The sequence below is a fragment of the Stenotrophomonas sp. SMYL89 genome (genome assembly GCF_036319985.1).
GTDB classification, from domain to species: Bacteria; Pseudomonadota; Gammaproteobacteria; order Xanthomonadales; family Xanthomonadaceae; genus Stenotrophomonas; species Stenotrophomonas maltophilia_Q.
This window is the reverse complement of the sequence record NZ_JAWIRW010000003.1, coordinates 37,896-61,491: the sequence shown is the minus strand read 5'-3', so window position 1 is coordinate 61,491 and position 23,596 is coordinate 37,896. Positions and strand designations below refer to the sequence as shown.

The following is a 23,596-nucleotide window of genomic DNA, read 5'->3' as shown; positions in this document are numbered from 1 at the left end:
ACGCTAGCAGGGGCTGCTTGAATGATGCCTGTCGGTACCGGATTGGGGTAGAGCCAGGCCATGCCTGGCTGCAGGTCACAACCGCCCGAACCCGAACAGCCCCGCCAGTGGATGCGTGCGCCGTTCGATCCGGGCCCGCAGCAGCTGCGCGCCGATCATCGAATAGGTGATGCCGTTGCCACCGTAGGCCATGGCGAAGTGCACCCGCGGTCCCCATTGTTCGTGCGGGCCGAAGAACGGCAGGCCATCAGCGGTCTCGGCGAAGGTGCCGCCCCAGGAGAACGCCGGCACCGGGTCCAGCCGTGGGAACCAGCGCAGCAGCTGCTTCATCAGCTGGTCGGCCTTGCTCTGAACGCGCCGGTCGCGGCGGGCGGGGATGTCGATGGCGTCGTCCAGCCCGCCCACCAGCAGGCGACGGTCGCCGGTGGCGCGCAGGTACAGGTAGGGGCGGGCGCTCTCCCAGACCATCGTGTTGCGCAGCCGGCCGAGCACGTCCGCATCGATGGGATCGGTGATGAAGGCGTAGCTGCTGCGGTTGCGTGCGACCCGTTGCTTGAGCCAGCGCTGGTTGGCATAGCCCATGGCCAGCACCACGTGGCGTGCGCGGATGGTGGCACCGGCTTCGGTACGGGCGGTCACCCCGCGCGCGGTAGCATCGAGGCTGTGCAGTACGGTGCGGTCATGCACATGGCCGCCGCGCCGACGCAGGCGCTGCAGCAGCGCATAGGTCAGCCGATACGGATCAACCCGGGCCGCCTGCCGGGTCAGCAGGGCGCCGCCGGCCCCAACGTCGAAACGTTCCTGCAGTTCCCCGGGGCCAAGCCAGCGGGCATCCAGGCCGATGCCGCGACGGGCATCGCCTTCGGCCATCAGGCGCGGCACGTCGCGATGGCGGCTGGCCAGGTACAGGCTGTCCATCCGCTGGAAATCCACGTCCTTCAGGCCCCGCGCCACATCGCCCAGCGCCGGAATGGCCTCGGCACAGGCAAGGTAGGCCCGTGCGGCGGCGTCATGGCCGTAACGCTGTGCCAGTTCCAGCAGATGGGTATCGATCTCGTACTGCAGCAGCGCGGTGCTGGCGGCGGTACTGCCCCAACCGATGTCGCGCTGCTCGATGACCGCCACCTCGTGGCCGTGGGCGGACAGTTCGTCGGCGATCAGCGCACCGGTGATGCCACCACCCACCACCAGCACGTCGCAGCGCAGGTTCTCTTCCAGCGGTGGGAAGGCGTGGATCAGGCCGTTGCGAACCGCCCACCATGGGTAGCCACTCTTGAGGTCCATGGGCGTGCGCGGCTCAGGCTGTCGGGCGACCGGTATGCGGGGTGTGGATCAGTTCGGACAGATCGAAGCCCTGCAGGCGGGCAGTCGCCAGATAATGGTCCTGCACGGTCGCGTCCAGGCGTGGCTCGCGCGCCATCAGCCACAGGTACTTGCGGTCCGGGCTGCCGACCAGCGCGACGCTGTAGTCCGGGGCGACCTGGATCACCCAGTAGTCGCCCTTGGCGAATGGCAACCAGCGCAGGCCCTTGGGCAGGAAGCTCACCTCCAGGCGCGCGCTGTCGTTGTCGACGGCACAGGCCTCGCCGGTGGCTTCCTCGACCTCGCCGTCCATGCGGCAGCGGTTGGTGACGCCGACGTTGCCGTTGTCGAGCAGGGTGTAGTGCGCCGACACGTCGGTGCAGCCTTCCGGTTCGTGGCGCATCGGCAGGCGTGCGATCTCGTACCAGGTGCCCAGGTAGCGGGGCAGCTTGAGGTCGGTGACGGTCTTCAGCGGCGGGTGGTCGGTCATCGGCGGTCGTGGCAGGGGTGGGCCTCCACGATGCCGATGGCCTTGCCATGGGCGGGTGAAGCCGGGGCGATGGCCGTGTCCAGAAGGTTCCGTCGCTGCTGCGGCGTGCCCGTTGTCAACGGTGCGGCGGTATGCTGCCACCAGCGCCGTGTTTTCCTGATCCAACCGAAGTGGAGGTGCCGATGTACCAGGTGATCCTGTTGAAGAGTGAATCCGCGTTCGCACGCGAACAGTGGCCGCAGGTCGACGACCTGGTGGACTACGAGGGCGTCAGTTACAGCCTGCGTGCCGGCCCGCGCCAGCCACTGCCGACCGACCACGACTGGCACCCGGTGGCGGTGTATGCGCCCGATGAGATCACCGAGGAAGAGTTCCAGGACTGGTACGCGCTGCAGCAGCCCACGGTGGAAGAGCTGCGGTTGAAGTACTGATACCGCCACGGGGCCACGCATCCGCCCTTTACCGTCTGTGCCGTATAGTCGCGCGCAGGCGCGGTGGTCCGCGCGAAACGGTGTGGCTGGCGTGTCTTCTTTCCTGCAATCGATCCGTGCACGGGGGCCTTGGCTGGTCCTGCTGCTGTGCACTGCCTTCCTGCTGTCGGCACCGGTGCTGGCACAGGATGAGGACCCCACGCCGAAGCAGCAGCTGGCGGATATCGATGCGAAGCTGAAGGAAGTCGACCGCAAGCGTGGTGATGCCGCGGCCATCGAAACATTGGCCATGCTGTCCGAGGACGCTTCGAAGGCCCGGCGTGACGCCGAGGCGCTGGAGAAGTCGCTGCAGCCGCAGCTGGACCGTCTCGACGAACAGCTGGCGCAGCTGGGCACGCCTGCCGAGGGCGCCACCGAGCCGCCCGAACTGGCGGCGCAACGGCGCATCCTCAACAAGCAGCGCGACGGACTGGCCGCATCGGTGGCCCAAGCCAAGACCAGCGCGGTGCGTGCCCAGCAGCTGGCGACCGACATCGACCAGCAACGCGCCGCGCAGCGCACCGAAGAGCTGGGGCAGAAGGTGGCCTCGCCGCTGTCGCCTGCGCTGTGGAGCAAGGTGGCCGAGCGCCTGCCGATCGATATCGCACGCGTTGCGCCGCTGGCCGAGCAGGGGCGTGACACGCTGATCGCTGGCATCGGCGCCAATGGCTGGGGCACGCCGCTGCTGGGCCTGGTGGCCGCGCTGGTGATGATGTTCCCGCTGCGGTTGTGGCTGCGCCGCCTGGGGCGGCAGTTCGCCGCGTCTGACCGCGCGCCTGATGGCCGCCTGCGCCGGTCTGGCCTGGCCATGTGGCTGCTGCTGGTGGGCACGTTGCTGCCCGGCTATGCCGTAGTGGTGCTGATGGCGGCGCTGGACGCCGTTGATGCGATCGCACCGCGCCTGCAGGTGGTGGCCGACGGGTTGGAAACCGCGACCTTCCGCGCCGCGTTCATCGCGGCGCTCAGCGCCTGCCTGCTGGTGCCCAAGCGCCCCTCATGGCGATTGTTGAATCTGGACGACACCGCCGCACTGAAATTGCGCAAGTACGCCTGGGGCGCGGCGGCGCTGGCCTGGCTGAGCGCGGTGCTGGTCGCCCTCGATCAGGCCACGCGCACCAGCGACGTCACCACGGTGGCGCTGGATGGCCTGATTGCACTGACCTACCTCGGCCTGATCATGGCCATGCTGGTGACGCTGGCGCGCCTGCACCGCCGGCAGACCGCCGAGGCCGAAGCCAAGCTGGAAGCGCAGGCGGACGGGCAGGGCCCGAGTACACCGGTGCGCCGCAGCAGCTGGCTGGTGCTGGCGCGCGTGGCAGGCAACATCGCGGTGGTGGCAGCGATCATCGCCACGCTGCTGGGCTATCTGAATTTCGCCAAGTTCGTGAACCAGCAGCTGATCGGCGGCAGCATCGTGGTGCTGGCGGCGACGCTGCTGTTCAAGTTCGTCGATGACCTGAGCACCTGGATGCTCAACGCCGACAGCAAGGTTGGCCAGACCATCCTGCTCAGCACCGGCCTGAGCGTATCGCGGCTGGAGCAGGCCGGCGTGCTGCTGTCGGCAGCACTGCGCACCATCGTCGTACTGATCGCGCTGCTGGCGCTGGTGGCGCCATTCGGCAACATCGGCGCAGTGGTCGAGCGGTTCTCGTCGCTGTTCACTTCTGGGTTCGATATCGGCGGAACCAAGCTGGAGCCGGTGCGCATCGTGCTGGCCGTGCTGGTGCTGCTGGCCGGCCTGGCGGTCACCCAGCTGGTGCAGCGCTGGCTGACCGACACCTACCTGCCCAAGACCGAACTGGACCTGGGCGCACGCAATTCGGTGAGTACGGTTGCCCGCTATGTGGGCATCATCATCGCGGTGATCTGGGCGCTGAGCGCGATGGGCTTGCAGCTGAGCAAGCTGGCATTGCTGGTCAGCGCGCTGTCGGTGGGTATCGGCTTCGGCCTGCAGGTGATCACCCAGAACTTTGTTTCCGGCCTGATCCTGCTGGCCGAGCGCCCGGTGAAGATCGGCGACTGGGTGAAGCTGGGTGACCAGGAGGGCGACATCCGCCGCATCAGCCTGCGATCGACCGAGATCCAGGTGGGCGACAAGTCGACGCTGATCGTGCCCAACTCCGAGCTGGTCACCAAGACCGTGCGCAACATGACGATGGGCAACAACCAGGGCCGCATCCAGATCCAGTTCGCGGTACCGCCCAGCACCGATGTCGGCAATCTGCGGCAGGCGCTGCTGGATGCGTACACCGCGCACACCAACGTGCTGAAGCAGCCGGCGCCGACGGTCTACATCGACAGCATTGCCGGTGGCCAGATCACCATCAACAGCTTCGCGTACGTGGCCAGCCCGCGGCAGGTCTACGCCACCCGCAGCGATCTGTACTTCAGCCTGCTGCAGATCCTGGCGGAGCGGAACATCCCGCTGTCGACCCCGACCGATATCCACATCACCCGCGATCCGCAGGAGTAGGGGTTTATTTGCAGGGCTGCGCCCTGCACCCGCCGAAGCAACGGCCGAAGCAACAGCAACGGCAACAGCGTGCATTCCGTGGGATGGCGGGGTGGGTCCGGTTGCGGGAGACGCCGTAAACCCATCCTTGGGGGGTGGGCCGCGCCATCCCCCCCGCGCCCCCCCCCCCCCCCGCACCCACCCCGCCTTCGACAGTTTTCCGCGATCTGTCGGAAATACTATTGGGGTCAGATCCGTTTTCCTCCGGAAAACGGATCTGACCCCATTTTGATTTTCGATATCTGACAGATTGTGTCGACCAAGGTCGACACCCACCAACAGCACACGAAATCTGTCAGAGGTGGGGCGGTGTCGGAGTGCGGGGTGTCAGCCGCATGGATGCGGCTGCCAAGCCTACAGGGACGTACTTGCGGCGTCCCCGCACTCCGGCATCGCCCCGCCCAACCACGGAATGCACGCTGTTGCCGTTGCTGTTGCTCTTGCTTCGGCTGTTGCTTCGGCGGGTGGCAGGGCGCAGCCCTGCAAAGAAACCCCTACCCCCGCGGTCGGCTGCGCGAGGGCACCAGTGCGAACGTATCCACCGCCAACTTCTCGGCATGGTTCAACCACGCGCGGATCTCCAGATCGTCCACTTCGTGGTCCAGCCCGAACGATACGTTGATCTTGCCATTGGCATCGGGCTGCACCCACTGCTGGGCCAGCACCACCTTGCGCTGCGACGACACCGCCTCGATCCAGAAACCGCGATCCGGGCGCGTGCTCGCCACCAGCTGCAGCATGTACTGGCCGGCGCGGGTGCGGCGGCCCTTCTGCGTGATCATGTGCGCCTGGCGCACGCTCGGGCGCGGGCCCTGGAAGGCGTCCAGCGGTGCATCCACGGCAATGCCGCCACGCAGGTCGTTGTCACGGTAGAGCTTGATGCCGTTGTCGCGGTTGACCAGCAGGGCGCACCAGTCGCCATCGGCCGAGCCGTCCTCGAACGCGGTACAGCGATCGACATAGGCCAGGGTATTGTCCGGGTCGGCATCATCGAACTGGCGTGAGGTGTTTTCCAGATATACCGACTTCAAACCCCAGTCCTTGTCGTACTCCAGCAGAACCGGTGGCTGCACATGCTGCAGGCCGACCACCACCTGGTCGTCGCCGTCGATCTTCAGTTCACGGGTCGGTTCACCCAGCCACAGCGAACGGGCGAACGCCAGATACTGCGGGTAGTCGCGGCCACCGTCGCGGCGCGCGGCGACGCTGGCGCTCGGCGCGCGCTTGTCATCCAGCAGCGAGCGGCCAAAGCCCATGGTCTGCAGGTTCGGGTCGAGCAGGCTGAGCAGGGTGGCGCCGGAGTCCAGCGTTGAACCGTCTTCCACCGCCAGCTGGCGAGGCGTCACGCCGTCGCCGAGGAACAGCAGCAGGTTTTCGCGCTGCTGCTTGGCCAGCACATGGCTGAGATCGTTGGGCATCGCCAGATGATCGGAAGCGATCACGATCAACGTGTCCTTGCCATACGGGCTGGCCTGGATGCGCTCGACCAGCTGCGAGATCAGGCGGTCGGTGCACTTGAGTGCATTGAGCAGGCCGATGTTGCCGTACTGGCTCTGGTAGCGCTCGCCCTTGCACGACACCGGCAGGTGCCCGGCCGGGTGATGGGTATCCATGGTCAGCGTGGTCAGCATGAACGGCGAGCCGGCACGCGAGAGCTGCTCGAAGCGCTGGTAGGCGGTGTCCAGCAGCACGTCATCGTGCACGCCCCAGGCCGAGTAATGGATGCGGCCGATCTTCTTCTGCTGCTTGAACCAGGCCAGGTCATGCACTTCATCGAAACCGTGGCTGGCCAGGAACTGGCCCTTGCCGGCGAACTGGCCGTTGGCACCGCCAAGATAGTGGTTGGTGTAGCCCTGCTGCTTCAGGTAGTCGCCGAGGCACACCGCCTTGGGCAGGAAGCTGCCCATGCGGTCCATGCTGTTCTCATCGCCCTGCGAGGTGGTCAGCGGTACGCCGCACATCGACGACACCAGGCCGGCGATGGTCCAGCCGCTGCCTTCGGCCGAGGCCAGGCCACGCACGTCCAGCGACTCGGACGCCAGGCGGTTGAGGTTGGGCATCAGGCCGGGGAACACGGCCTCGTCCAGGTAGGTACGTTCCAGGCTTTCGCCATAGATCCAGACGATGTTGCGCGGACGCTGCAGTGGCTGCGTCGGCACCTGGTACTCAGGTGCGATGCGGGCGAAATCGACCGGGCGCAGCTGCTGATACAGGCGCTGGCCGTCGCGGGCCAACGGGCTGAACATGATCGTGCCCACCCACACTGCGATGAAGCCGGCAAACCAGGCGCCTCCATGGCCGGGCCGGCGCCAGCGCTTCACCCGCGTGGCGAACAGCGGCAGCAGCGAGACCAGCGCCAGCACGATGAAGCCGGCGATATAGCCCTTGAAATCGGAGACACCGGCGCCTTCCATGTCGGCGCCCAGGTGGTACAGGGTGGCGGCGTTGAGCCCATCACCGGACAGCTTGTCGATCAGCCACCATGCGCTGAGCGCAAGCAGCAGCAGCGAGAACGCACTGGCCTTCCACCACACCCACTTGTCGGACGCGAGGAACAACCAGCACAGCAGCAACAACGACAGCAGCAGTATCCAGAGCATAGGCAGCTTCGGCAGTGACGGGGTGGTGGTGATGGACGTCGTACCGACGCGTGTCCATCCGACCGGCGCTGCCGCAAGCACATGCATGTGACAGGCCGATGACCCGATAGTGCATGCACGAACCTGACTGAAATGTTTGTTGCAATGACGCGCGCGGGATCGCGCTCAGAAGGTAAAACGAGCGTGAAAGACGCCGTTGGATTGCATTAAAAACCGCATGAATACGGGTGTTTTCTGTGATGCGCTAGCGATGCCCGCGCTCTTCGCGTGCCCGCGCGCGACGATCGAACAGCAGTGCACTGGTCACGATGCCAAGGCCGAGCACTACGCCGATGAACAACAGAATCAGCGCAATGAGCGGGTAGCCTAACAGGTGCCAGCCGGTGTCGATTTTCATCATCATCGCCGCGGCCATGATCAGCGCCGCGCTGATGATGCCGGCCGCCACGCGGTTGGCGATCTTCTGCAGGTTCTCCATCAGCCGCGATTCCTCCAGCCCGGTCACCTTCATCTGCAGGCGGTTTTCGGCCAGCAGCGCCATGATGTCCGAGAGCTTGCGCGGTCCATCGCGCAGCAGCTGCTGCAGCTCCATCGCCTCGCTGGCGATGTTGGCCGCGGACAGTGATTTCTTCAGTCGCGCGCGCATCACGTGCTGCAGCTGACGCTCGACGATGCGTCGTGTTTCCAGCTCGGGTGCCAGCAAGCGGCACACGGTTTCCAGGTTGAGCAATGCCTTGCCCAGCAGGCTCAGTTCCGGCGGTGTGCGCAGCCCGCAGGCGGTGGCGATGCGCACCATGTCCAGCACGACGCGGCCTTCGGAGAACGTGCCGCTGGCGGCGTAACGCGCGATCAACTGGCCGGTCTCACGCAGGTAACGTTCCTCGTCGAACGCCTCCAGACGCGTGCTGATGCTGATCAGGTCGTCAGCCACTTCCTCGCCACGGCCATCGACGGCGGCGAACAGGATCTTCAACAGGCGCTCGCGCAGGCGCGGCGGCATGTGCGCGACCATGCCCAGATCGAAGATCGCCAGCCGGCCATCGGGCATCACCCGCAGGTTGCCCGGATGCGGGTCGGCATGGATCTCGCCATGCACGAAGATCTGGTCCAGGTAGCCGCGGATCAGCGCCGCCGCCAGTGGATCCATCGACTGTTCGGTGCGGCGCACATCGGGAATCGCATCCACGCGCACGCCGGTGGCCAGTTCCATGGTCAGCACGCGCTGGCTGCTGTAATCCCACAGCGGCTGCGGGATCCACAGGCGGCGGAACGGCTTGAGGTGGCGGCCGAAGCGGGCCAGGTTCTCGGCCTCGGCGTGGTAGTCCAGCTCCTGCATCAGGGTCTTGGCGAACTCGTTGAGCCAGTCGCGCAGGCGCACGCGGCGGCCGACCTGGGTCAGGTGGTCGGCGGCCAACGCGAAGCTGCGCAACGCCTCCAGGTCCGAGCGCAGCTGTGCAGCGACTTCAGGCTTCTGCACCTTCACCGCCACCTGGCGTCCATCGTGCAGCACCGCGCGATGCACCTGCGCGATCGAGGCGCAGCCAAGGGGTTCAGGGTCGAACGAGGCAAACAGCTTGTTCACCGGTGCGCCCAGCTCCTGCTCGACGATCGCGTGGATGCGTTCGACCGGGATCTCGGCCACTTTCTCCTGCATGCGTTCCAGTGCGGTGGCGAACTCCACCGGCACCATGTCCGGGCGCGTGGACAACATCTGGCCCAGCTTGACGAAGGTGGGCCCCAGCGCTTCCAGATCGCTGACGAACTGTTCCGGGTTGCCGTCTGCGGGAACGTCGGCCGGATTGCCTGCGGCATCCAGGTTCATGCCCGAGAACACGCCTGAATGGCGATAGCGCATCAGCAGGCGCAGGATCTGGCTGCGCCGGTTCATGCCTTTGACCAGCGGAGGATTGCCATAGGCGGTGGGCGGGTTGCTCAAGCGGAACTCCTTTCAGACGACGGCCGGTAGCGCCGGGCCATGCCCGGCGAAACGGGATCACGCTCCAGTCTGGCCGGGCCGGGGTCGTCACGTGGTGAACCCGATCTCTTCCGCAGTCAACGCCGAATCGGTCAGAATCCGCCCATTCCCTTTCTTGGACGCCCCATGGCCGGTGCCAGCCTGTTCGCCCTGCTCGACGATATCGCCACCCTCCTCGACGATGTCTCGGTCCTGACCAAGGTCGCGGCGAAGAAGACCGCTGGTGTACTCGGCGACGATCTGGCGCTGAACGCGCAGCAGGTCACCGGGGTCAACGCCAACCGCGAACTGCCGGTGGTGTGGGCGGTGGCCAAGGGCTCGCTGGTCAACAAGGTGATCCTGGTGCCGGCGGCTCTGGCGATCAGCGCGCTGGAGGCCTGGCTGCACAGCCGCGGCTGGAACGTGCCGCTGATAGTGCCACTGATGATGATCGGTGGCGCGTTCCTGTGCTTTGAGGGCGTTGAGAAGCTGGCACATCGCTTCCTGCATTCGTCCGACGACGATGCCGAGCGCCAGGCCGAGCGGCGCAAGGCGCTGGCCGATACCCAGGTGGACATGGTCGCGTGGGAGAAGGACAAGGTGAAGGGCGCGATCCGCACCGACTTCATCCTCTCGGCCGAGATCATCGTGCTGACCCTGGGCGTGGTCGCCACCGCGCCGTTCACCAACCAGGTGGTCACGCTGGCCGTGGTTGCACTGGCGATGACGGTCTTCGTCTATGGGCTGGTCGCGGGCATCGTGAAGCTTGATGACGTCGGCCTGTATCTCTCGCGCAAGGGCGGGGCTGTGGCCGCCTTTGGTCGCGGCCTGGTGGCCTCGGCACCGTGGCTGATGAAGTTCCTGTCAGTGGCCGGCACCATCGCCATGTTCCTTGTGGGCGGCGGCATCCTCGTGCACAACGTGCCGGCACTGCACCACACGGTGCAGGCATTGGGCGGCGAAGGGCAGTGGGGCTGGCTGATCAGTGCTGCGGCCAACATGGTGGTCGGCATCATCGCCGGCGCCATCGTGCTGGCGGCGGTGACCGGGTTCCAGAAGCTGCGCGGTAAGTAATATGTAGAGCCGAGCCCACGCTCGGCTGCTCTACGGCGCTGCGCGCCGCCGCCCGAGCATGGGCTCGGGCGCTACAGAGTCCGCACGCTGGATCATCAACCCGCCTGCACCCGGTTCTTGCCCTGCCGCTTGGCGGCATACAGCGCGTCATCAGCGCGGCGCAGCAGGGTCTCGGTATCGTCGCCGGGCTGCCATTGCGCCAGCCCAGCGCTGAAATGCACCGGCACGCGCTGGTCCTGCACGGTCAGCACGCGATGTGCCAGCGAACGCTGCAGGCGCTGCACGGTGGCCATGCTGTCGGCGCCCTGGGTTTCCGGCAGCACCAGTACGAATTCGTCGCCGCCCAGCCGAGCGATGCCGTCGGTGGCGCGCAGCAGCAGCTTGCACACGGACACCAGGTGCTGCAGCAGCGCATCGCCACCCGCGTGCCCGTGCGCGTCGTTGGTCTGGTGGAAATCATCCAGGTCGATCACCGCCACGCCCAGTGGTGAGTTGTTGCGCGCGGCGCGCGCCAGCTCGCGCTGCAGCAGTTCGTCCAGGCCGCGACGGTTCAGTGCCTGGGTCAACGGATCGATGCGTGCCAGGTCACCGGCGGCACGCAGCTCCTGCTCAAGCTCGGCAATGCGTTGCTCTGCACGTTCCACTTCCTGCCGCGCATTGGCCAGGTGATCTCGGGCCTGTGCAGCCTGCTGCTGCACCTTGCCGGTGTCGCGCATCACCTCCTGCAGCAGCTGGTTGAGGTCGGCGATGCTGCGCGCCTCGCGCAGCTGCAGCGCGTAACTGCCGATGCGGTCGTGGTACTCACCGGTGCTGGTGGCCATGCCATCCATGCGCTCGATGAACTCGCCCATCAGCCCGCGCATGGCCGCCTTTGAATCATCGATGCCCTGGCGCAGCAGGCCCTGCTTGTAGATCACTTCGCGCAGCTCGGCGCGGGTTCGCTCGACGGCCTCGGCCTCCAACGGCCCGTCCAGCAGCTGGCGTACTGCGGCGATCTGGCCCTGCAGCCAGCTGCGGTCGTCCAGCAGCTCGCTCACGTTCTCCAGCAGCAGCGCGAACAGTTCCAGCAGCAGTGCCTGCTGCTCCTGCCAGCTCTCGGCGCGCACGCCGACCTGGTGGCCGAGCTCGCGCACGCCCTGTTCGATCGGTTCCAGTGCCGTGCCCGGCTGCCACTGGCGCAAGCGCATGGCCAGTGCCTGTGCCTGCTCACGCAGGTCCGGGTCGTGCTGCAGCAGGGCTACCACCGCCCCACCCAGCAGCAGCCGCAGCTGCTCGGACAGGCGCAGGCTTTCCGGCTGCCCGTCCGGGGAATGCTGCTCGATGGTGCGGATGTACTTGTCGATCAGCTGCCGCATCGCGCGGCCGTAGCGTGGCCAGTCGGCGCTGGCCTGCGCCGACTGCAGGCGGTCGCCCATGTCGCCCAGCTCGCCGGGCAGGGTGGCCATGCCGTTGGCGAACGCCGCCAGCAGCGGTTCCGGCGCGTCGGCGCCTGCGAACAGTTGCTGCAGGGCCACGCCACCGCCGCCCTGCAGCACCACGCGGTCACCCAGCCCATCGTCCACCACCGCACGCACGCGTGCCGGCGGCCCAAGGGCAGTACCGGGGGCAGGGCGGTGGTCGGGCTGGTCCGTCATGGAGCAAATCCTGGGGCTGGCAGGGGCAGGTTCCAGCATATCGGCGCGGCTGCCGATGGCTTGAACGGCTACGATGGGCGACAGGATGCCGCAGTGGAGGTGGTGATGCGCGTGATGTTGCTGGGGGCGACCGGCCTTGTCGGCGGGCTGACCCTGTCCCGGCTGCTGGACGACCCGCGCTGCAGCGCCGTGGTGGCACCCACCCGCCGCCCGCTGGCGTTGACCCGCGCGACGCTGGAAAACCCGGTGCTGGCCTTCGACGCGCTGCCGGCCGCACCGGGGTGGGCGCGCGTGGACGCGGTCATCTGCGCGCTGGGCAGCACCATTGCCCAGGCCGGCAGCCGCGAGGCCTTCCATCGCATCGACCATGACTACCCACTGGCGTTCGCCCGCCTGGCGCAGGCGCAGGGTGCGCAGGCCTATGTGCTGAATTCCGCAGCCGGTGCCGATCCGCAGTCGTCGATCTTCTACAGCCGGGTGAAGGGCGAGCTGGAGCGCGACCTGCGCGCGCTGGGCTTCAATTCGTTGACCCTGGTCCGCCCAGGGTTGATCGGGGGCGAGCGCAACGAGGTGCGCCGTGGTGAGCGTTTCGCGCTGACGGTGCTGGGCGCGCTGGGGCCGGTGTTGCCGCGGGCGTGGCGGATCAATCCGGCTACCGAAATCGCCAAGGTGCTGGTCGAGGCCGCGTTGGCCCCGCAGCCGGGCGAGCACGTGGTGGCATCGAGCGCGCTGGTCGGCTGATGTCACGTGCGCTGCGCCTGACCCAGTTGCTGCAGCTGCTGCGCCGTCATCGACGTCCGGTGGCCGGGCAGGCCCTCGCCGACGCGCTGGGGATCAGCCTGCGCACGCTGTACCGCGATATCGAGACCCTGCGCGAGCAGGGCGCTGACCTGCGTGGCGAGGCCGGCGTCGGCTACCTGCTGGCGCCGAGCGATACCTTGCCTCCCATGACCCTGCCACCGGCCGAGATCGACGCGCTGGTGCTGGGCCTGCGCTGGGTCGCCGCGCGCACCGAGCCTGCGCTGGCCGAGGCTGCCCGTGATGCCCTGGCGCGTATCGCCCATGTGTTGCCTGCAGCACGGCGCGAAGCGCTGCGTGACAGTGGCCTGCGCGTGGGCCCGTCGCGCGCCGCGGCCAAGGTTCCCGCGGCTCGTCTGCAGGCCGTGCGAGAGGCTGTCGGTTCGCAGCAGCGCCTGAAGTTCGGCTACGAGGACGCGCAGGGCCAGCGTACCGAGCGCACCGTCTGGCCGTTCGCGCTGGGTTACTTCGATGAAGTGCCGATGCTGGCGGCATGGTGCGAAGGTCGCGAGGACTTCCGGCATTTCAGGCTCGACCGCATCCGTCAGGTGCGCGTGCTGGAGGATCACTACCTGGTGCCACGCGCCACCCTGCTGCGACGCTGGCAGAAAGCGCAGGGCATCGCACCGGACTGGCTGGATCGCTCATAACCACAGCAACAGCGGGAAGCGGGGAGCGGGCGGCGGGGTAGAGTCGACTGTTAGTCGACTATCGCGCGCAGCGCGGGGTTTCAAGCACGCTGAAGGAAGAGCAGTCGACTGACAGTCGACTCTACCGACAGACGAATCCACCGACAGTCGAATCTGCTGACAGAATCTGTCAGCAGGCCCATACCACCATGATCGCTCCCAACAACAGAGCTTCCCCATGTTCAAGCCCAGCACCCTGCTGCAGTACGTGCGCGACGTCGCCGCCAGCGCCACTTTCTACAGCGGCATTCTCGGCAAACCGCCGGTCGAGCAGTCGCCCGGCTTTGCCCTGTTCCTGCTCGGCGATGGCGCTGCCCTGGGCCTGTGGCAGCGCGACGACGTGCAACCGCCGGTGTCCACGCAGGCCGGTGCCGCCGAACTGGCGATGGTCGTCGCCAACCCCGACGCCGTGCAGCAGATGCACGATGCGTGGCACGCACTCGGCGTGCAGATCCTGCAGGCGCCGGTGACGCTGGAGTTTGGCTACACCTTCGTCGGTGCCGATCCTGACGGGCACCGCCTGCGTGTCTACAGCCGCGCCGAGGGCATGGTCGCTCGCGATTGATCGCAGGCATTTGGTAGATCCACGCCATGCATGGATGCGGGCACAAAAAAAACGCCGGGCAGTGCCCGGCGTTTCTCCAACTCATGTGCCAACCAAGGTTGGCACCCACCGATCAGCTGGATCAGCTGGCCAGCGCCAGGTCGTCCATCATCGCGCGCAGGAAGCGTGCAGCTTCGCCGCCGGTTGCCGCGCGATGGTCGAAGGTGACCGACAGCGGGATGACCTTGTGCGCTTCCACGCCGCCCATCACCGGAGTCATCTGGTGGCGGGCACGGCCGGCACCGACGATGGCCACGCACGGCGGTACCACGACAGGGGTCGCGTAGCGGCCGGCGAACATGCCGAAGTTGGACAGCGAGATGGTGTAGCCGCTCAGTTCCGAGGCGGCGATCGAACGCGATTCGACCTGCTCGCGCAGGCGATTGACGCCTTCACGGATGCCGCGTGCGTCGAGCATGTCGGCATTGCGCAGGGCCGGCACGAACAGGCCGTCGTCGGTGTCCACGGCGATGCCGATGTCCACCTGCGCGTGCAGGGTGCGGGTCAGCGCTTCACCGTCGAACCAGGCGTTCATCGCCGGCACCTTCTGCGCGGCGACCACGATCGAACGCACCAGGCGCGCGGTGACGTCGTTGCCCGGCAGCCAGGCGTGGATGTCGGCGTCGTCGTTCAGCGTGGTCGGCACGACCTTGCTGTGCGCGTCGGCCATGACGCGCGCCATGTTGCGGCGCACGCCCTTCAGCGGTTCCGGCTGGCCCTTGGCGACCACGCCCGGCGGCTGGGTGCGCATCGGCTTGCCAGCGGCAGACAGCGGGGTGCGGGCTTCGCTCTGCACCGGGGCAGACACCTGCGCCGGGGCCGGTGCGGCATACGCGGCGGCGGCGACCGGTGCCGGGGCGGCGCCGAGCTTGGCGGTGCCATTGGCGGCGGCCTGCTTGACGTCGGCCATGGTCACGGCGCCATCGGTGCCGGTGGCTGGCACGCGGCTCAGGTCCACGCCCAGCTTGCGCGCCATCGCACGCACCGCCGGCACGGCCTTGACGCCACCGACGGCCAGCGCCTGTTCGGCATGCACGGCATTGGAGCTCTGCATCGCGCCGACCACGGTACCGGCGTCATCACGCTCGGCTGCGGCGGGCTTGGCTTCTTCTGCGGCCACCGGTGCGGCGGCAGCGGGAAGCGGCGGCGGCGTCGGTGCAGCGGCCGGTGCGGCATGGCCATGGCTGTGGCCGGTGTCCTGGCCATCGGCGCGTTGCGGCAGGTTCGGGTCCAGTTCGAAGCTGGCCAGCACCGAGCCGGTCGGGATGATGTCGCCGGCACCGCCGGACAGCTTCAGCACCTTGCCGGAGAACGGCGAGGGCACTTCCACCACGGCCTTGGCGGTCTCCATCGAGACCAGCGGCTCGTCCAGCTTGATCACATCGCCTTCCTTGACGAACCACTCGACGATGGTCGCGTCCGGCAGGCCTTCGCCCAGGTCGGGCAGGTTGAAGTTCTTGGTCTGGCTCATTTGCAGTTCTCTTCCAGCAGTTCCAGTTCGCGGGCCGGCAGCCAGCCCGTCGCGCCATTGGCGCGCTCGGACCACCACCACCCACCGTGTTCGTGATGAAGCTTCACCATCTCGCCGCTTTCCACATCCAGCTCGCGGGCGTCGTAGTCGCACAGTGCTTCGGCGCGACCCTCGTCCAGCAGCTGCAACCAGGCGACGGGCGCCCATCCAGCGCGCCCATCGTTGGTGCGTACCCAGGCAAACGCCGGCCATTCCTCGTCACGGACACCTACTTCGACGATCTGGCCGGTGTGGAACCGGAGCGGGTTGGGATACTGGCTGCGGTAAGCCCCCAGAAGGCGGGCCCGCATGTCAGCCGGCCGCCACCGCGCGCTTGGCTGCAGCCACGATCCGCTCAACGCTCGGCAGGTACTTCATTTCCAGGCGGAACAGCGGAATGTGGGTGTCGTAGCCAGTAACGCGTTCGACCGGGGCCAGCAGGTCGTAGATCGATTCCTCGGCCAGGCGCGCGGCGATCTCGGCGCCGAAGCCCGCGGTCTTCGGGGCCTCCTGCACGATCACGCAGCGGCCGGTCTTGGCCACCGATTCGGCGATGGTGGCGAAGTCCAGCGGACGCAGCGTGGCCACGTCGATGACTTCGGCACTGATGCCTTCGCCGGCCAGCTTGTCGGCCGCTTCCAGCGCTTCCTTCACCTGCGCGCCCCAGGTCACCAGGGTCACGTCGGTACCGTCGCGCAGCACGAAGCAGACGTCCAGCGGCAAGGCCTCGCCGTCGTTGACGACCACCTCCTTGTACTGGCGATAGATGCGCTTGGGCTCCATGTAGATCACCGGATCCGGCTCGCGGATCGCGGCCAGCAGCAGGCCGTACGCACGCTGCGGCGAGGACGGCAGCACCACGCGCAGGCCCGGCACGTTGGTGAAGATCGCCTCGTTGGCTTCGCTGTGGTGTTCCGGCGCGCGGATGCCGCCGCCCCACGGCACGCGCAGCACCATCGGGCAGTGCAGGCGGCCACGGGTGCGGTAACGCAGGCGTGCGGCGTGGCAGACGATATGGTCGACCATCGGGTACATGAAGCCATCGAACTGGGCTTCGGCCACCGGCTTCATGCCCTGCGCGGCCAGGCCAATGGTCAGGCCGGCGATGGTGGTTTCATCCAGCGGGGTATCGAGGATGCGCTCGGAGCCGAAGCGCTGCTGCAGGCCGGCGGTGGCGCGGAACACGCCGCCGTTGACGCCCACGTCCTCGCCCAGCACCAGCACCGACGGGTCGTGCTCCAGCTCCCAGGCCAGCGCCTGGGTGATGGCTTCGATGAGGGTGATCGGCGTGGTGGTCATGCTCTCTTCTCCGCGCGCGACAGCAGCGCTGTCGGCGGCGTTGGTGTGCGCGCCGGGCGCGCCGTTCTTGATCTCATCCATGGCGCTTCTCCAGGGCGATCGCCTGGGCACGCTGGGCCAGCAGGTCCGGCGGCGGATCGGCATACAGGAAGTCGAACATCGCCTCGACCGGCTGCACCGGGGTGTTGAGGTACAGGTTCACTTCCTCGTCCACGCGCGTGCCGCACTCGGCGATCCAGGCGGTTTCTTCTTCTTCGCTCCACACGCCGGCGGCGGTCAGGTACTTGCGCAGGCGCAGCATCGGCTCGCGCTGCCAGGCATCCTTCACTTCGGCGTCGTCGCGGTAGCGGCGCGCGTCATCGGCGGTGGTGTGGTCGGACAGGCGGTAGGTCATCAGTTCCAGCACGGTGCCCCCGTCGCCGGCCAGCGCACGTTCGCGCGCCTGCTCCATGGCGGCCAGCACCGCGATCAGGTCGTTGCCGTCCACCTGCAGGCAATGCAGGCCGCCGGCCAGCCCCTTCTGCGCCAGCGTCTCGGCACCGGTCTGGGCCGAACGCGGAACCGAGATGGCCCAGCCGTTGTTGACGATGCACAGGATCAGCGGCAGCTTGTAGGCGCCTGCCGAATTCAGTGCTGCGTAGAAGTCGGTCTTGGAGCTGCCGCCGTCGCCGCACACCGCCACGGCGATCTGCGGTTCCTTGTTGAGCTTGAACTTCAGCGCGGCGCCTGCAGCATGCAGGCACTGGGTGGAGATCGGCACGCAGAACGGGAAGTCCTTGGCCGCATTGCCGCCGTAGTCGTTGCCGCGCTCGTCGCCGCCCCAGTACATCAGCACGTCGTGCGGACGCACGCCACGCATGAACATCGCGCCGTACTCGCGGTAGGACGGTGCAAACACATCGTCCTTCTGCATCGCAGCGCCGATGCCCACGTGCGCGGCTTCATGGCCCAGGCAGGCGGCATAGGTGCCGAGCTTGCCGGTGCGCTGCAGCGCGATGGATTTGCTGTCGAACGTGCGTACGTACAGCATCTGCTTGAACAGCGGTACCAGGACCTTGGGGTCGCGCAGCGACGCGGGCAGGTCATCGCGGACGAGCTTGCCGTCCGCGTCCAGGTACTGCAGGTATTCGATCTTGAATTCAGCGGCAACCGTCATTGCGTACTGCACCTTCGACAGAGAAGTTACAAATGATATGAATCGCCATGTTAAGGAACGCGTACGGAATAGCCTTCCTGCGCCGCAACACGGCGATTCCCCGTTTTACCCCTGCCGGCGGGTGGGGGGCCAATAACAACAACGTATTCAGTCGTTGCTGCAAAGCATCAGAATACGCCTCTGGCTGACCGCCAGTACAACGGCATGTGGGGTTCCACGCGCAGGCCCGGCATCGGCCGATGCTCCACGGCCAACCGCACGCCCCGGTATGGACCCGGCGGCTGCCAGCGCGGCGGCAACGCGCTACCCTTGCCGCCCCCGATCTGGCCGCACCCATGTCCGTCGACAACAACCAACGCGATCTCGAAGCCGGCATCCACACCGACCTGCAGGGGCGCCTGACCTACGGCGGCTACCTGCGGCTGGACCAGCTGCTCAGCGCGCAGCAGCCGCTGTCCAACCCGCCGCACCACGACGAGATGCTCTTCATCATCCAGCACCAGACCTCGGAGCTGTGGCTGAAGCTGCTGGGCCACGAGCTGCGTGCCGCAATCGGCTTCCTGCAGCGCGATGAAGTCTGGCAGTGCCGCAAGGTGCTGGCGCGCAGCAAGCAGGTGCTGCGCCAGCTCACCGAGCAATGGTCGGTGCTGGAAACGCTGACCCCGTCCGAGTACATGGGCTTCCGCGACGTGCTGGGCCCTTCGTCGGGTTTCCAGTCGCTGCAGTACCGCTACATCGAGTTCCTGCTGGGCAACAAGAACGCGCAGATGCTGCAGGTGTTCGAGCACGACGCCGCGGGCCAGGCGCAGCTGCGCACCGTGCTGGAAGCGCCCAGCCTGTACGAGGAGTTCCTGAAGTACCTGGCCCGCTTCGGCCACGCCGTACCGGCTGTGTATGAAAACCACGACTGGACCCAGCCGCACGTGGCCGACGACGCACTGCAGCCGGTCTTCGAGCGCATCTACCAGGACACCGACCGCTACTGGCGCGAGTATTCGCTGTGCGAGGACCTGGTGGACCTGGAGACCGCCTTCCAGCTCTGGCGCTTCCGCCACATGCGCACGGTGATGCGGGTGATCGGCTTCAAGCGCGGCACCGGCGGCTCGTCCGGGGTGGGCTTCCTGGCCAAGGCGCTGGAACTGACCTTCTTCCCTGAGCTGTTCCAGGTGCGCACCAGCCTGCAGGCCGGGCCCCCGTCAGCGCAGGGCTGATCCGTATTCAGCTTGGACCGCGGCCATTGGCTGGATCGTTTCAGATGCAAGTTCAGCGAGCAGGCCGGCACCTGCCTCAAACGGCGTGTATTTGACGTGAACGCCAGAAGTCGGTGATCCTCGCGCGTTGCTCCAACTGCACAGCGGACGTGCTCGTCATCCACCGAACCAGGAAACCCGCATGAGCGTAAACGCCACTGCGAACACCCCAGAGCCGGCCCTGCCGGACTTCAAGACCACGCTGGGCCATCCGCGCCCACTGTGGATGCTGTTCATGACCGAGTTCTGGGAGCGCTTTGCGTTCTACGGCATCCGCTGGGCCTTGGTGCTGTACATCGTCGCCCAGTTCTACAACGGCAACGCCGCCGGTGAAGGCGACGCCAGCCGCATCTACGGTGCCTACCTGGCGCTGGTGTACGCCGCGGCGATCTTCGGTGGCTACGTGGCCGACCGGGTGCTGGGCTACCAGCGTTCGATCCTGACCGGCGCGGTCATCATGGCCGCCGGCCTGTTCATGATCTCGCTGCCGCAGGAGCACATCTTCAAGCTCGGCCTGGCCACGATCATCGTCGGCAACGGCATGTTCAAGCCGAACATCTCGACCATGGTCGGCAAGCTGTACGGCCTGAAGGACGAGCGCCGCGATTCGGGCTTCACCATCTTCTACATGGGCATCAACATCGGCGCGATGATCGCCCCGGTGCTGACCGAGTACCTGGCCCGCAAGGTCTTCGGTACCTCGGAAATGCCGTCGTACAAGGTCGTGTTCATCGCCTCGGGCGTGGGCATGCTGATCTCGCTGGTGTGGTTCTACATCGGCCGTGCCGGCCTGAAGGGCATCGGTGCACCGCCGGCCGGCGCTGAAGGTTTCGGCCGTATCATCATGGTGCTGATCGGTGCCGTGGTCGCCATTCCGATCGCCTACTTCCTGCTGGCCACCGGCGCTACCGCGCTGGCCTGGATCCTGGGCGCGATGTTCACCGCGCTGGCCGTGGTGCTGCTCGTGGAGGGCATCCGCGAGGGCAAGGTGCAGCGCGACCGCGTGATCGCCATGCTGATCATCTTCGCCTTCAACGTGATGTTCTGGATGTTCTTCGAACAAGCCGGCAGCTCCTTCACCTTCCTGGCCGAGAACATCGTCAACCGCCAGTTCGGTGACTGGACCTTCCCGACCGCGTGGTTCCAGTCGGTCAACTCGGTGGCCATCATCACCCTGGCGCCGATCATCGCCTGGATCTGGGTGGCCATGGGCCGCGCCAATCCGTCCATCCCGCGCAAGTTCGGCCTGGGCCTGCTGTTCAACGGCGCCGCCTTCGCGCTGCTGATGTTCGCCCTGTCGCAGATGGTCGTGGACGGCAAGATCCCGTTCTGGACCCTGTTCATGGTCTACGTCATCCAGTCGGTCGGTGAGCTGTGCCTGTCGCCGATCGGCCTGTCGATGGTGACCAAGCTGGCCCCGGTACGCCTGGTCGGCTTCGGCATGGGCGGCTGGTTCCTGTCCACCGGCATCGGCAACAACCTGTCGGGCATCTTCGCCGGCGTGGTCAGTGGTGAAGGCGGCATGACGGTCGAGTCGGCCCTGAAGGGGTATACCTTCGGGTTCTGGGCCCTGATCGGCTCCGGCGTGGTGCTGTTCCTGATCGCCCCGCTGATCAACAAGCTGATGCACGGCGTCAAGTAACGATGAGAGGGTAGAAGGCATGCGCATGAAGCTCGGTGGAGCAGTGGTGGTGGTCTGTGCGGCGCTGATCGGCGCCTGTTCCCAACCGCAACCGCCTGCCGCCGCCGAGCCCACGCAGCCCCTGGATACCCGACCCACCGAGCCACCGGTCGCTGACCCCAGCGAACCGGTGGCCTCGGGCAACACCCCGGTGGCGGCGGACATCGCCGCCATCGCCGGGCTCGGCGCGCAGTTCGACCCGGCCCGCGACCCCGCCGATGACCTGGCCACCGCCAAGGTGGAAGCCCAGCGCGGCAAGAAGCGCATCCTGCTGGAGGTCGGCAATGCCGCCTGCGACCGCTGCCATGCGCTGGATGAGATCGTGGAAGGCAACGGCGACCTGCGCCGCTTCCGCGATGCCCACTACGTGTGGGTAAAGGTCAACGCCAGTGACGAGCAGCCCAACACCGCCTTCTTCGCCCAGTTCCCCGAGATGGAGCGCGACTATCCACGCCTGCTGGTGCTCGATGCCGATGGAAGCCTGCTGGTCTCGCAGGCCACCGGTGAGCTGCGCCGGGGCGAGGCATTCCAGCCTGCGCGGGTGAGCGCCTTCCTGAAGCAATGGGCGCCTGACCGGTAGTGCCGGCCGCTGGCCGGCAGGGTTGTTCGGCACTGATACCGGGTCGCATCCACGCATGGCGTGGATCTACTGTGGGTGCGGTCACATTCCCGGAATCAGCATCTCAATTTCGCTACGCGCTCGCCGCTACCGGCAAGGACTTCAGTCGACATCCCGTCGATGCCCCTTACCGGAACGCCCATGCACAGCGACCATGCCGAACGATTGCCCGAACCCGCCAGTGAGCTGGCCGAGGCCGGAGCAGGCGAGGGCGTGACGCTGCCGCCGCAGGAAGCGCTGCTGGATGACGCCGGCACCGGCGCGGACACCGTTGAACTGGCGCCGCCACGCCACCGCCTGCCGCAGATCGCGTTGCCCGACAACGTGGTGCTGAAGGGCGCAGTGCAGAAGCTGGTCGATCAGAAATCGCGACTGGACGCGCTGGCCGCCGACGGCCAGCTGGCCGGGCTGCTGCCGCCGGAATGGCAGGGCCACGGCGTGCGTGCGATCGAGCTGTCCACCTTCATCCAGGGCGTGCTGCCGTTCCTGCAACCGGGCGAGCGTGGTGAGACCGCGCCCGCGCGCCTGCCGGTGCGCCATGTGTTGGGGGACGACAGCCGTTGGGGCCTGGACGATGTGTCCGAACCGAAATCGCTGGCCTGGTACCTGGCCAGTGATGAGCGCGCCACCGCTGGCAGCAAGGACGTGGCAGAAGCCTACCTGGTGGGGGCACTGGGCCTGGCGTGGATGCAGGAAGGGCGCAGCCGCCCGGGCTTTCTGCGTGCGATGGGCCAGGACAGCCTGGCAGCGCGGGTGACCATGCTGGGCTATCCGCCTGCCAACGAGCTGGCGCTGTACAGCGTTACCGCGCATGGCCAGCAACAGATCTGGTGCGTGCATGGCCGCCGCCGCATGCGCCCGCTGGTGGCACCCTGGCTGAGCGTGCCGCTGCTGACCGCCTACGGCGTGCCGGCACCGGTGGCGTGGCCGCCCAGCTTCCCCCCGGTGGACCCCGTGGCCGAACTGCTGGCCAGCGCACGCCTGGGGCGCGCGCTGCCCGAAGTGGATCTGGCCAAGGCGGTGGCGAAGATCGCCGAGGACGCCGCCTCCGAAGCCTGGCAGCCGGTCAGCCTGCTGCAGCTCAACACCTGGTCGCCGCGCTGGCACTTCTTCCTGGGCACCTTCGTTGGCCTGCCGTCGCTGCTGTTGGTGGCTGCGGCGCTGGCGTTGCCGGGGGCGGTCGAAGCGGCCACAGTTGCCGCCTCGCTCGGCTTCGCCGGTGGCGCCATCGCGGCGCTGGCCGTGCCGTGGATCCACGCACGGCGCAAGCATCTGAGCTGACCCCGCGCCCCTGGGTCGGATCCCTTTCCGTAGGAAAGGGCTCTGACCCCACCCAAGCCGCACCGGCGTATCGCCATCCATGCAGGGCGCGGATCTACCAATCGCCGCGCTCGGCGTGGTTACACCCCTTCGCCCATCCGCTCCAGGCCATCACCAGCCAGGCGCAGGATCAGCTTCTCCAGCAGCTGCTCCTCCTCCTCGCTCAGCACCGACATCAGCTTGCGGGTGATCTCGATCACCATCGGTGCGATGGTCTCGTACACCTCGAAGCCAGCCGCCGACAGCGCCAGCACCGAGCGGCGGCGATCGTCGCCGTGGGTCTCGCGCTTGATGAAGCCGCGCTCCAGCAGGCGGGCCACGGCGCGGCTGACCGCCACCTTGTCCATCGCCGTGCGGTCGGAGACCTCGCTGGCCGAGGAGCCGGGGTACAGCGCCAGGATGGTGATGACCCGCCATTCGGGGATCGCCAGACCGTAACGATCACCGTACAGCTTGGCGATGTTGCCGCTGACCCGGTTGGACAGCACGCTCAGCCGGTACGGCAGGAACTGTTCCAGGTCGAGCAGGACGTGCGAGGCACGCAGGCGGGTCGAGGCAGGATCGGCGGGGCTCATGTTGCGGTGCACCTTGCTGGTGGTTTCAAGTGTAACTATAAGGGGTAGGTCCAGACCCT

19 protein-coding genes and 1 pseudogene are annotated in these 23,596 nt (G+C 67.2%); 10 read left to right on the top strand and 10 right to left on the bottom strand.

The features are described 5' to 3' along the window. Positions 1-75: 75 nt before the first annotated feature. The gene (locus tag V3B41_RS04775; protein WP_197620795.1) at positions 76-1,284 is read right to left on the bottom strand and encodes an FAD-dependent oxidoreductase; all 1,209 of its coding nucleotides are present in this window, start codon (positions 1,282-1,284) and stop codon (positions 76-78) included. Positions 1,285-1,297: 13 nt separating this feature from the next. Then, positions 1,298-1,792: a lipocalin family protein gene (locus tag V3B41_RS04770; protein ID WP_049432030.1), complete on the bottom strand. Its 495-nt coding sequence runs from the start codon at positions 1,790-1,792 to the stop codon at positions 1,298-1,300. Between the two features lie 182 nt (positions 1,793-1,974). Here V3B41_RS04770 and V3B41_RS04765 point away from each other — a divergent pair, with 182 nt between their 5' ends. Continuing rightward, the gene (locus tag V3B41_RS04765) at positions 1,975-2,223 is read left to right on the top strand and encodes a hypothetical protein (RefSeq protein WP_006474562.1); all 249 of its coding nucleotides are present in this window, start codon (positions 1,975-1,977) and stop codon (positions 2,221-2,223) included. A gap of 82 nt (positions 2,224-2,305) precedes the next feature. Further along, positions 2,306-4,735 (top strand): DUF3772 domain-containing protein, encoded by a 2,430-nt coding sequence (locus V3B41_RS04760; protein WP_197633356.1) that lies wholly within the window; start codon positions 2,306-2,308, stop codon positions 4,733-4,735. A gap of 533 nt (positions 4,736-5,268) precedes the next feature. On the opposite strand, the gene V3B41_RS04755 is transcribed toward V3B41_RS04760, so the two are convergent. Together V3B41_RS04755 and V3B41_RS04750 are read right to left on the bottom strand one after the other, a co-directional pair. Then, entirely contained in the window at positions 5,269-7,374 is a 2,106-nt protein-coding gene (locus V3B41_RS04755) for a phosphoglycerol transferase I (RefSeq protein WP_197632774.1), read from the bottom strand. Between the two features lie 244 nt (positions 7,375-7,618). Beyond that, positions 7,619-9,274 (bottom strand): annotated as a pseudogene (locus V3B41_RS04750) (AarF/UbiB family protein); the annotation flags it as partial. 201 nt (positions 9,275-9,475) lie between these two features. On the opposite strand from V3B41_RS04750, the gene V3B41_RS04745 reads away from it, so the two are divergent. After that, on the top strand, positions 9,476-10,402 hold the full coding sequence (locus V3B41_RS04745) for a DUF808 domain-containing protein (RefSeq protein WP_049428046.1): 927 nt from the start codon (positions 9,476-9,478) through the stop codon (positions 10,400-10,402). A gap of 95 nt (positions 10,403-10,497) precedes the next feature. Here the strand turns inward: V3B41_RS04745 and V3B41_RS04740 are convergent, their stop codons facing one another. Continuing rightward, entirely contained in the window at positions 10,498-12,036 is a 1,539-nt protein-coding gene (locus V3B41_RS04740) for a GGDEF domain-containing protein (RefSeq protein WP_197620088.1), read from the bottom strand. 105 nt (positions 12,037-12,141) lie between these two features. Between V3B41_RS04740 and V3B41_RS04735 the strand changes: the two genes are divergently transcribed. From V3B41_RS04735 to V3B41_RS04725, 3 genes are all read left to right on the top strand, one after another. Beyond that, complete coding sequence (locus V3B41_RS04735) at positions 12,142-12,777, top strand: NAD-dependent dehydratase (RefSeq protein ID WP_180849116.1); 636 nt, start codon at positions 12,142-12,144, stop codon at positions 12,775-12,777. Then, positions 12,777-13,484 (top strand): YafY family protein, encoded by a 708-nt coding sequence (locus V3B41_RS04730; RefSeq protein ID WP_049428053.1) that lies wholly within the window; start codon positions 12,777-12,779, stop codon positions 13,482-13,484. Before V3B41_RS04735 ends, V3B41_RS04730 begins: the two co-directional genes overlap by 1 nt. Positions 13,485-13,701: 217 nt before the next feature. After that, entirely contained in the window at positions 13,702-14,088 is a 387-nt protein-coding gene (locus tag V3B41_RS04725; protein ID WP_049428055.1) for a VOC family protein, read from the top strand. A gap of 121 nt (positions 14,089-14,209) precedes the next feature. Here the strand turns inward: V3B41_RS04725 and V3B41_RS04720 are convergent, their stop codons facing one another. Genes V3B41_RS04720 through pdhA form a run of 4 tightly spaced genes read right to left on the bottom strand, consistent with a single transcriptional unit; the run spans position 14,210 to position 18,092 of the window. Continuing rightward, on the bottom strand, positions 14,210-15,598 hold the full coding sequence (locus V3B41_RS04720; RefSeq protein ID WP_049428057.1) for a dihydrolipoamide acetyltransferase family protein: 1,389 nt from the start codon (positions 15,596-15,598) through the stop codon (positions 14,210-14,212). After that, positions 15,595-15,948, bottom strand: coding sequence for an SH3 domain-containing protein (locus tag V3B41_RS04715; protein ID WP_008265756.1), 354 nt, complete (start codon positions 15,946-15,948; stop codon positions 15,595-15,597). The genes V3B41_RS04720 and V3B41_RS04715 overlap by 4 nt, the downstream gene beginning before the upstream one ends. A gap of 1 nt (position 15,949) precedes the next feature. After that, on the bottom strand, positions 15,950-17,017 hold the full coding sequence (locus tag V3B41_RS04710; protein ID WP_019338598.1) for an alpha-ketoacid dehydrogenase subunit beta: 1,068 nt from the start codon (positions 17,015-17,017) through the stop codon (positions 15,950-15,952). Then, positions 17,010-18,092 carry a pyruvate dehydrogenase (acetyl-transferring) E1 component subunit alpha gene (gene pdhA / locus V3B41_RS04705; RefSeq protein WP_049428059.1) on the bottom strand — a complete coding sequence of 361 codons (1,083 nt, stop codon included), beginning with the start codon at positions 18,090-18,092 and terminating at the stop codon, positions 17,010-17,012. The genes V3B41_RS04710 and pdhA overlap by 8 nt, the downstream gene beginning before the upstream one ends. A 335-nt stretch (positions 18,093-18,427) precedes the next feature. Between pdhA and V3B41_RS04700 the strand changes: the two genes are divergently transcribed. The 4 genes from V3B41_RS04700 to V3B41_RS04685 all read left to right on the top strand — a co-directional run bounded on the left by V3B41_RS04700 (position 18,428) and on the right by V3B41_RS04685 (position 22,923). Next, positions 18,428-19,303, top strand: a complete 876-nt coding sequence (locus V3B41_RS04700) for a tryptophan 2,3-dioxygenase family protein (protein WP_049428061.1) — start codon at positions 18,428-18,430, stop codon at positions 19,301-19,303. Between the two features lie 181 nt (positions 19,304-19,484). Continuing rightward, on the top strand, positions 19,485-20,984 hold the full coding sequence (locus V3B41_RS04695) for an oligopeptide:H+ symporter (protein ID WP_049428063.1): 1,500 nt from the start codon (positions 19,485-19,487) through the stop codon (positions 20,982-20,984). 19 nt (positions 20,985-21,003) lie between these two features. Then, the gene (locus tag V3B41_RS04690) at positions 21,004-21,603 is read left to right on the top strand and encodes a thioredoxin family protein (RefSeq protein ID WP_049428064.1); all 600 of its coding nucleotides are present in this window, start codon (positions 21,004-21,006) and stop codon (positions 21,601-21,603) included. Between the two features lie 180 nt (positions 21,604-21,783). Beyond that, complete coding sequence (locus V3B41_RS04685) at positions 21,784-22,923, top strand: hypothetical protein (RefSeq protein WP_329860246.1); 1,140 nt, start codon at positions 21,784-21,786, stop codon at positions 22,921-22,923. A 119-nt stretch (positions 22,924-23,042) separates the two neighbouring features. Here V3B41_RS04685 and V3B41_RS04680 read toward each other — a convergent pair whose 3' ends face one another. After that, on the bottom strand, positions 23,043-23,537 hold the full coding sequence (locus V3B41_RS04680) for a MarR family winged helix-turn-helix transcriptional regulator (protein ID WP_010482680.1): 495 nt from the start codon (positions 23,535-23,537) through the stop codon (positions 23,043-23,045). Between the last annotated feature and the right edge of the window lie 59 nt (positions 23,538-23,596).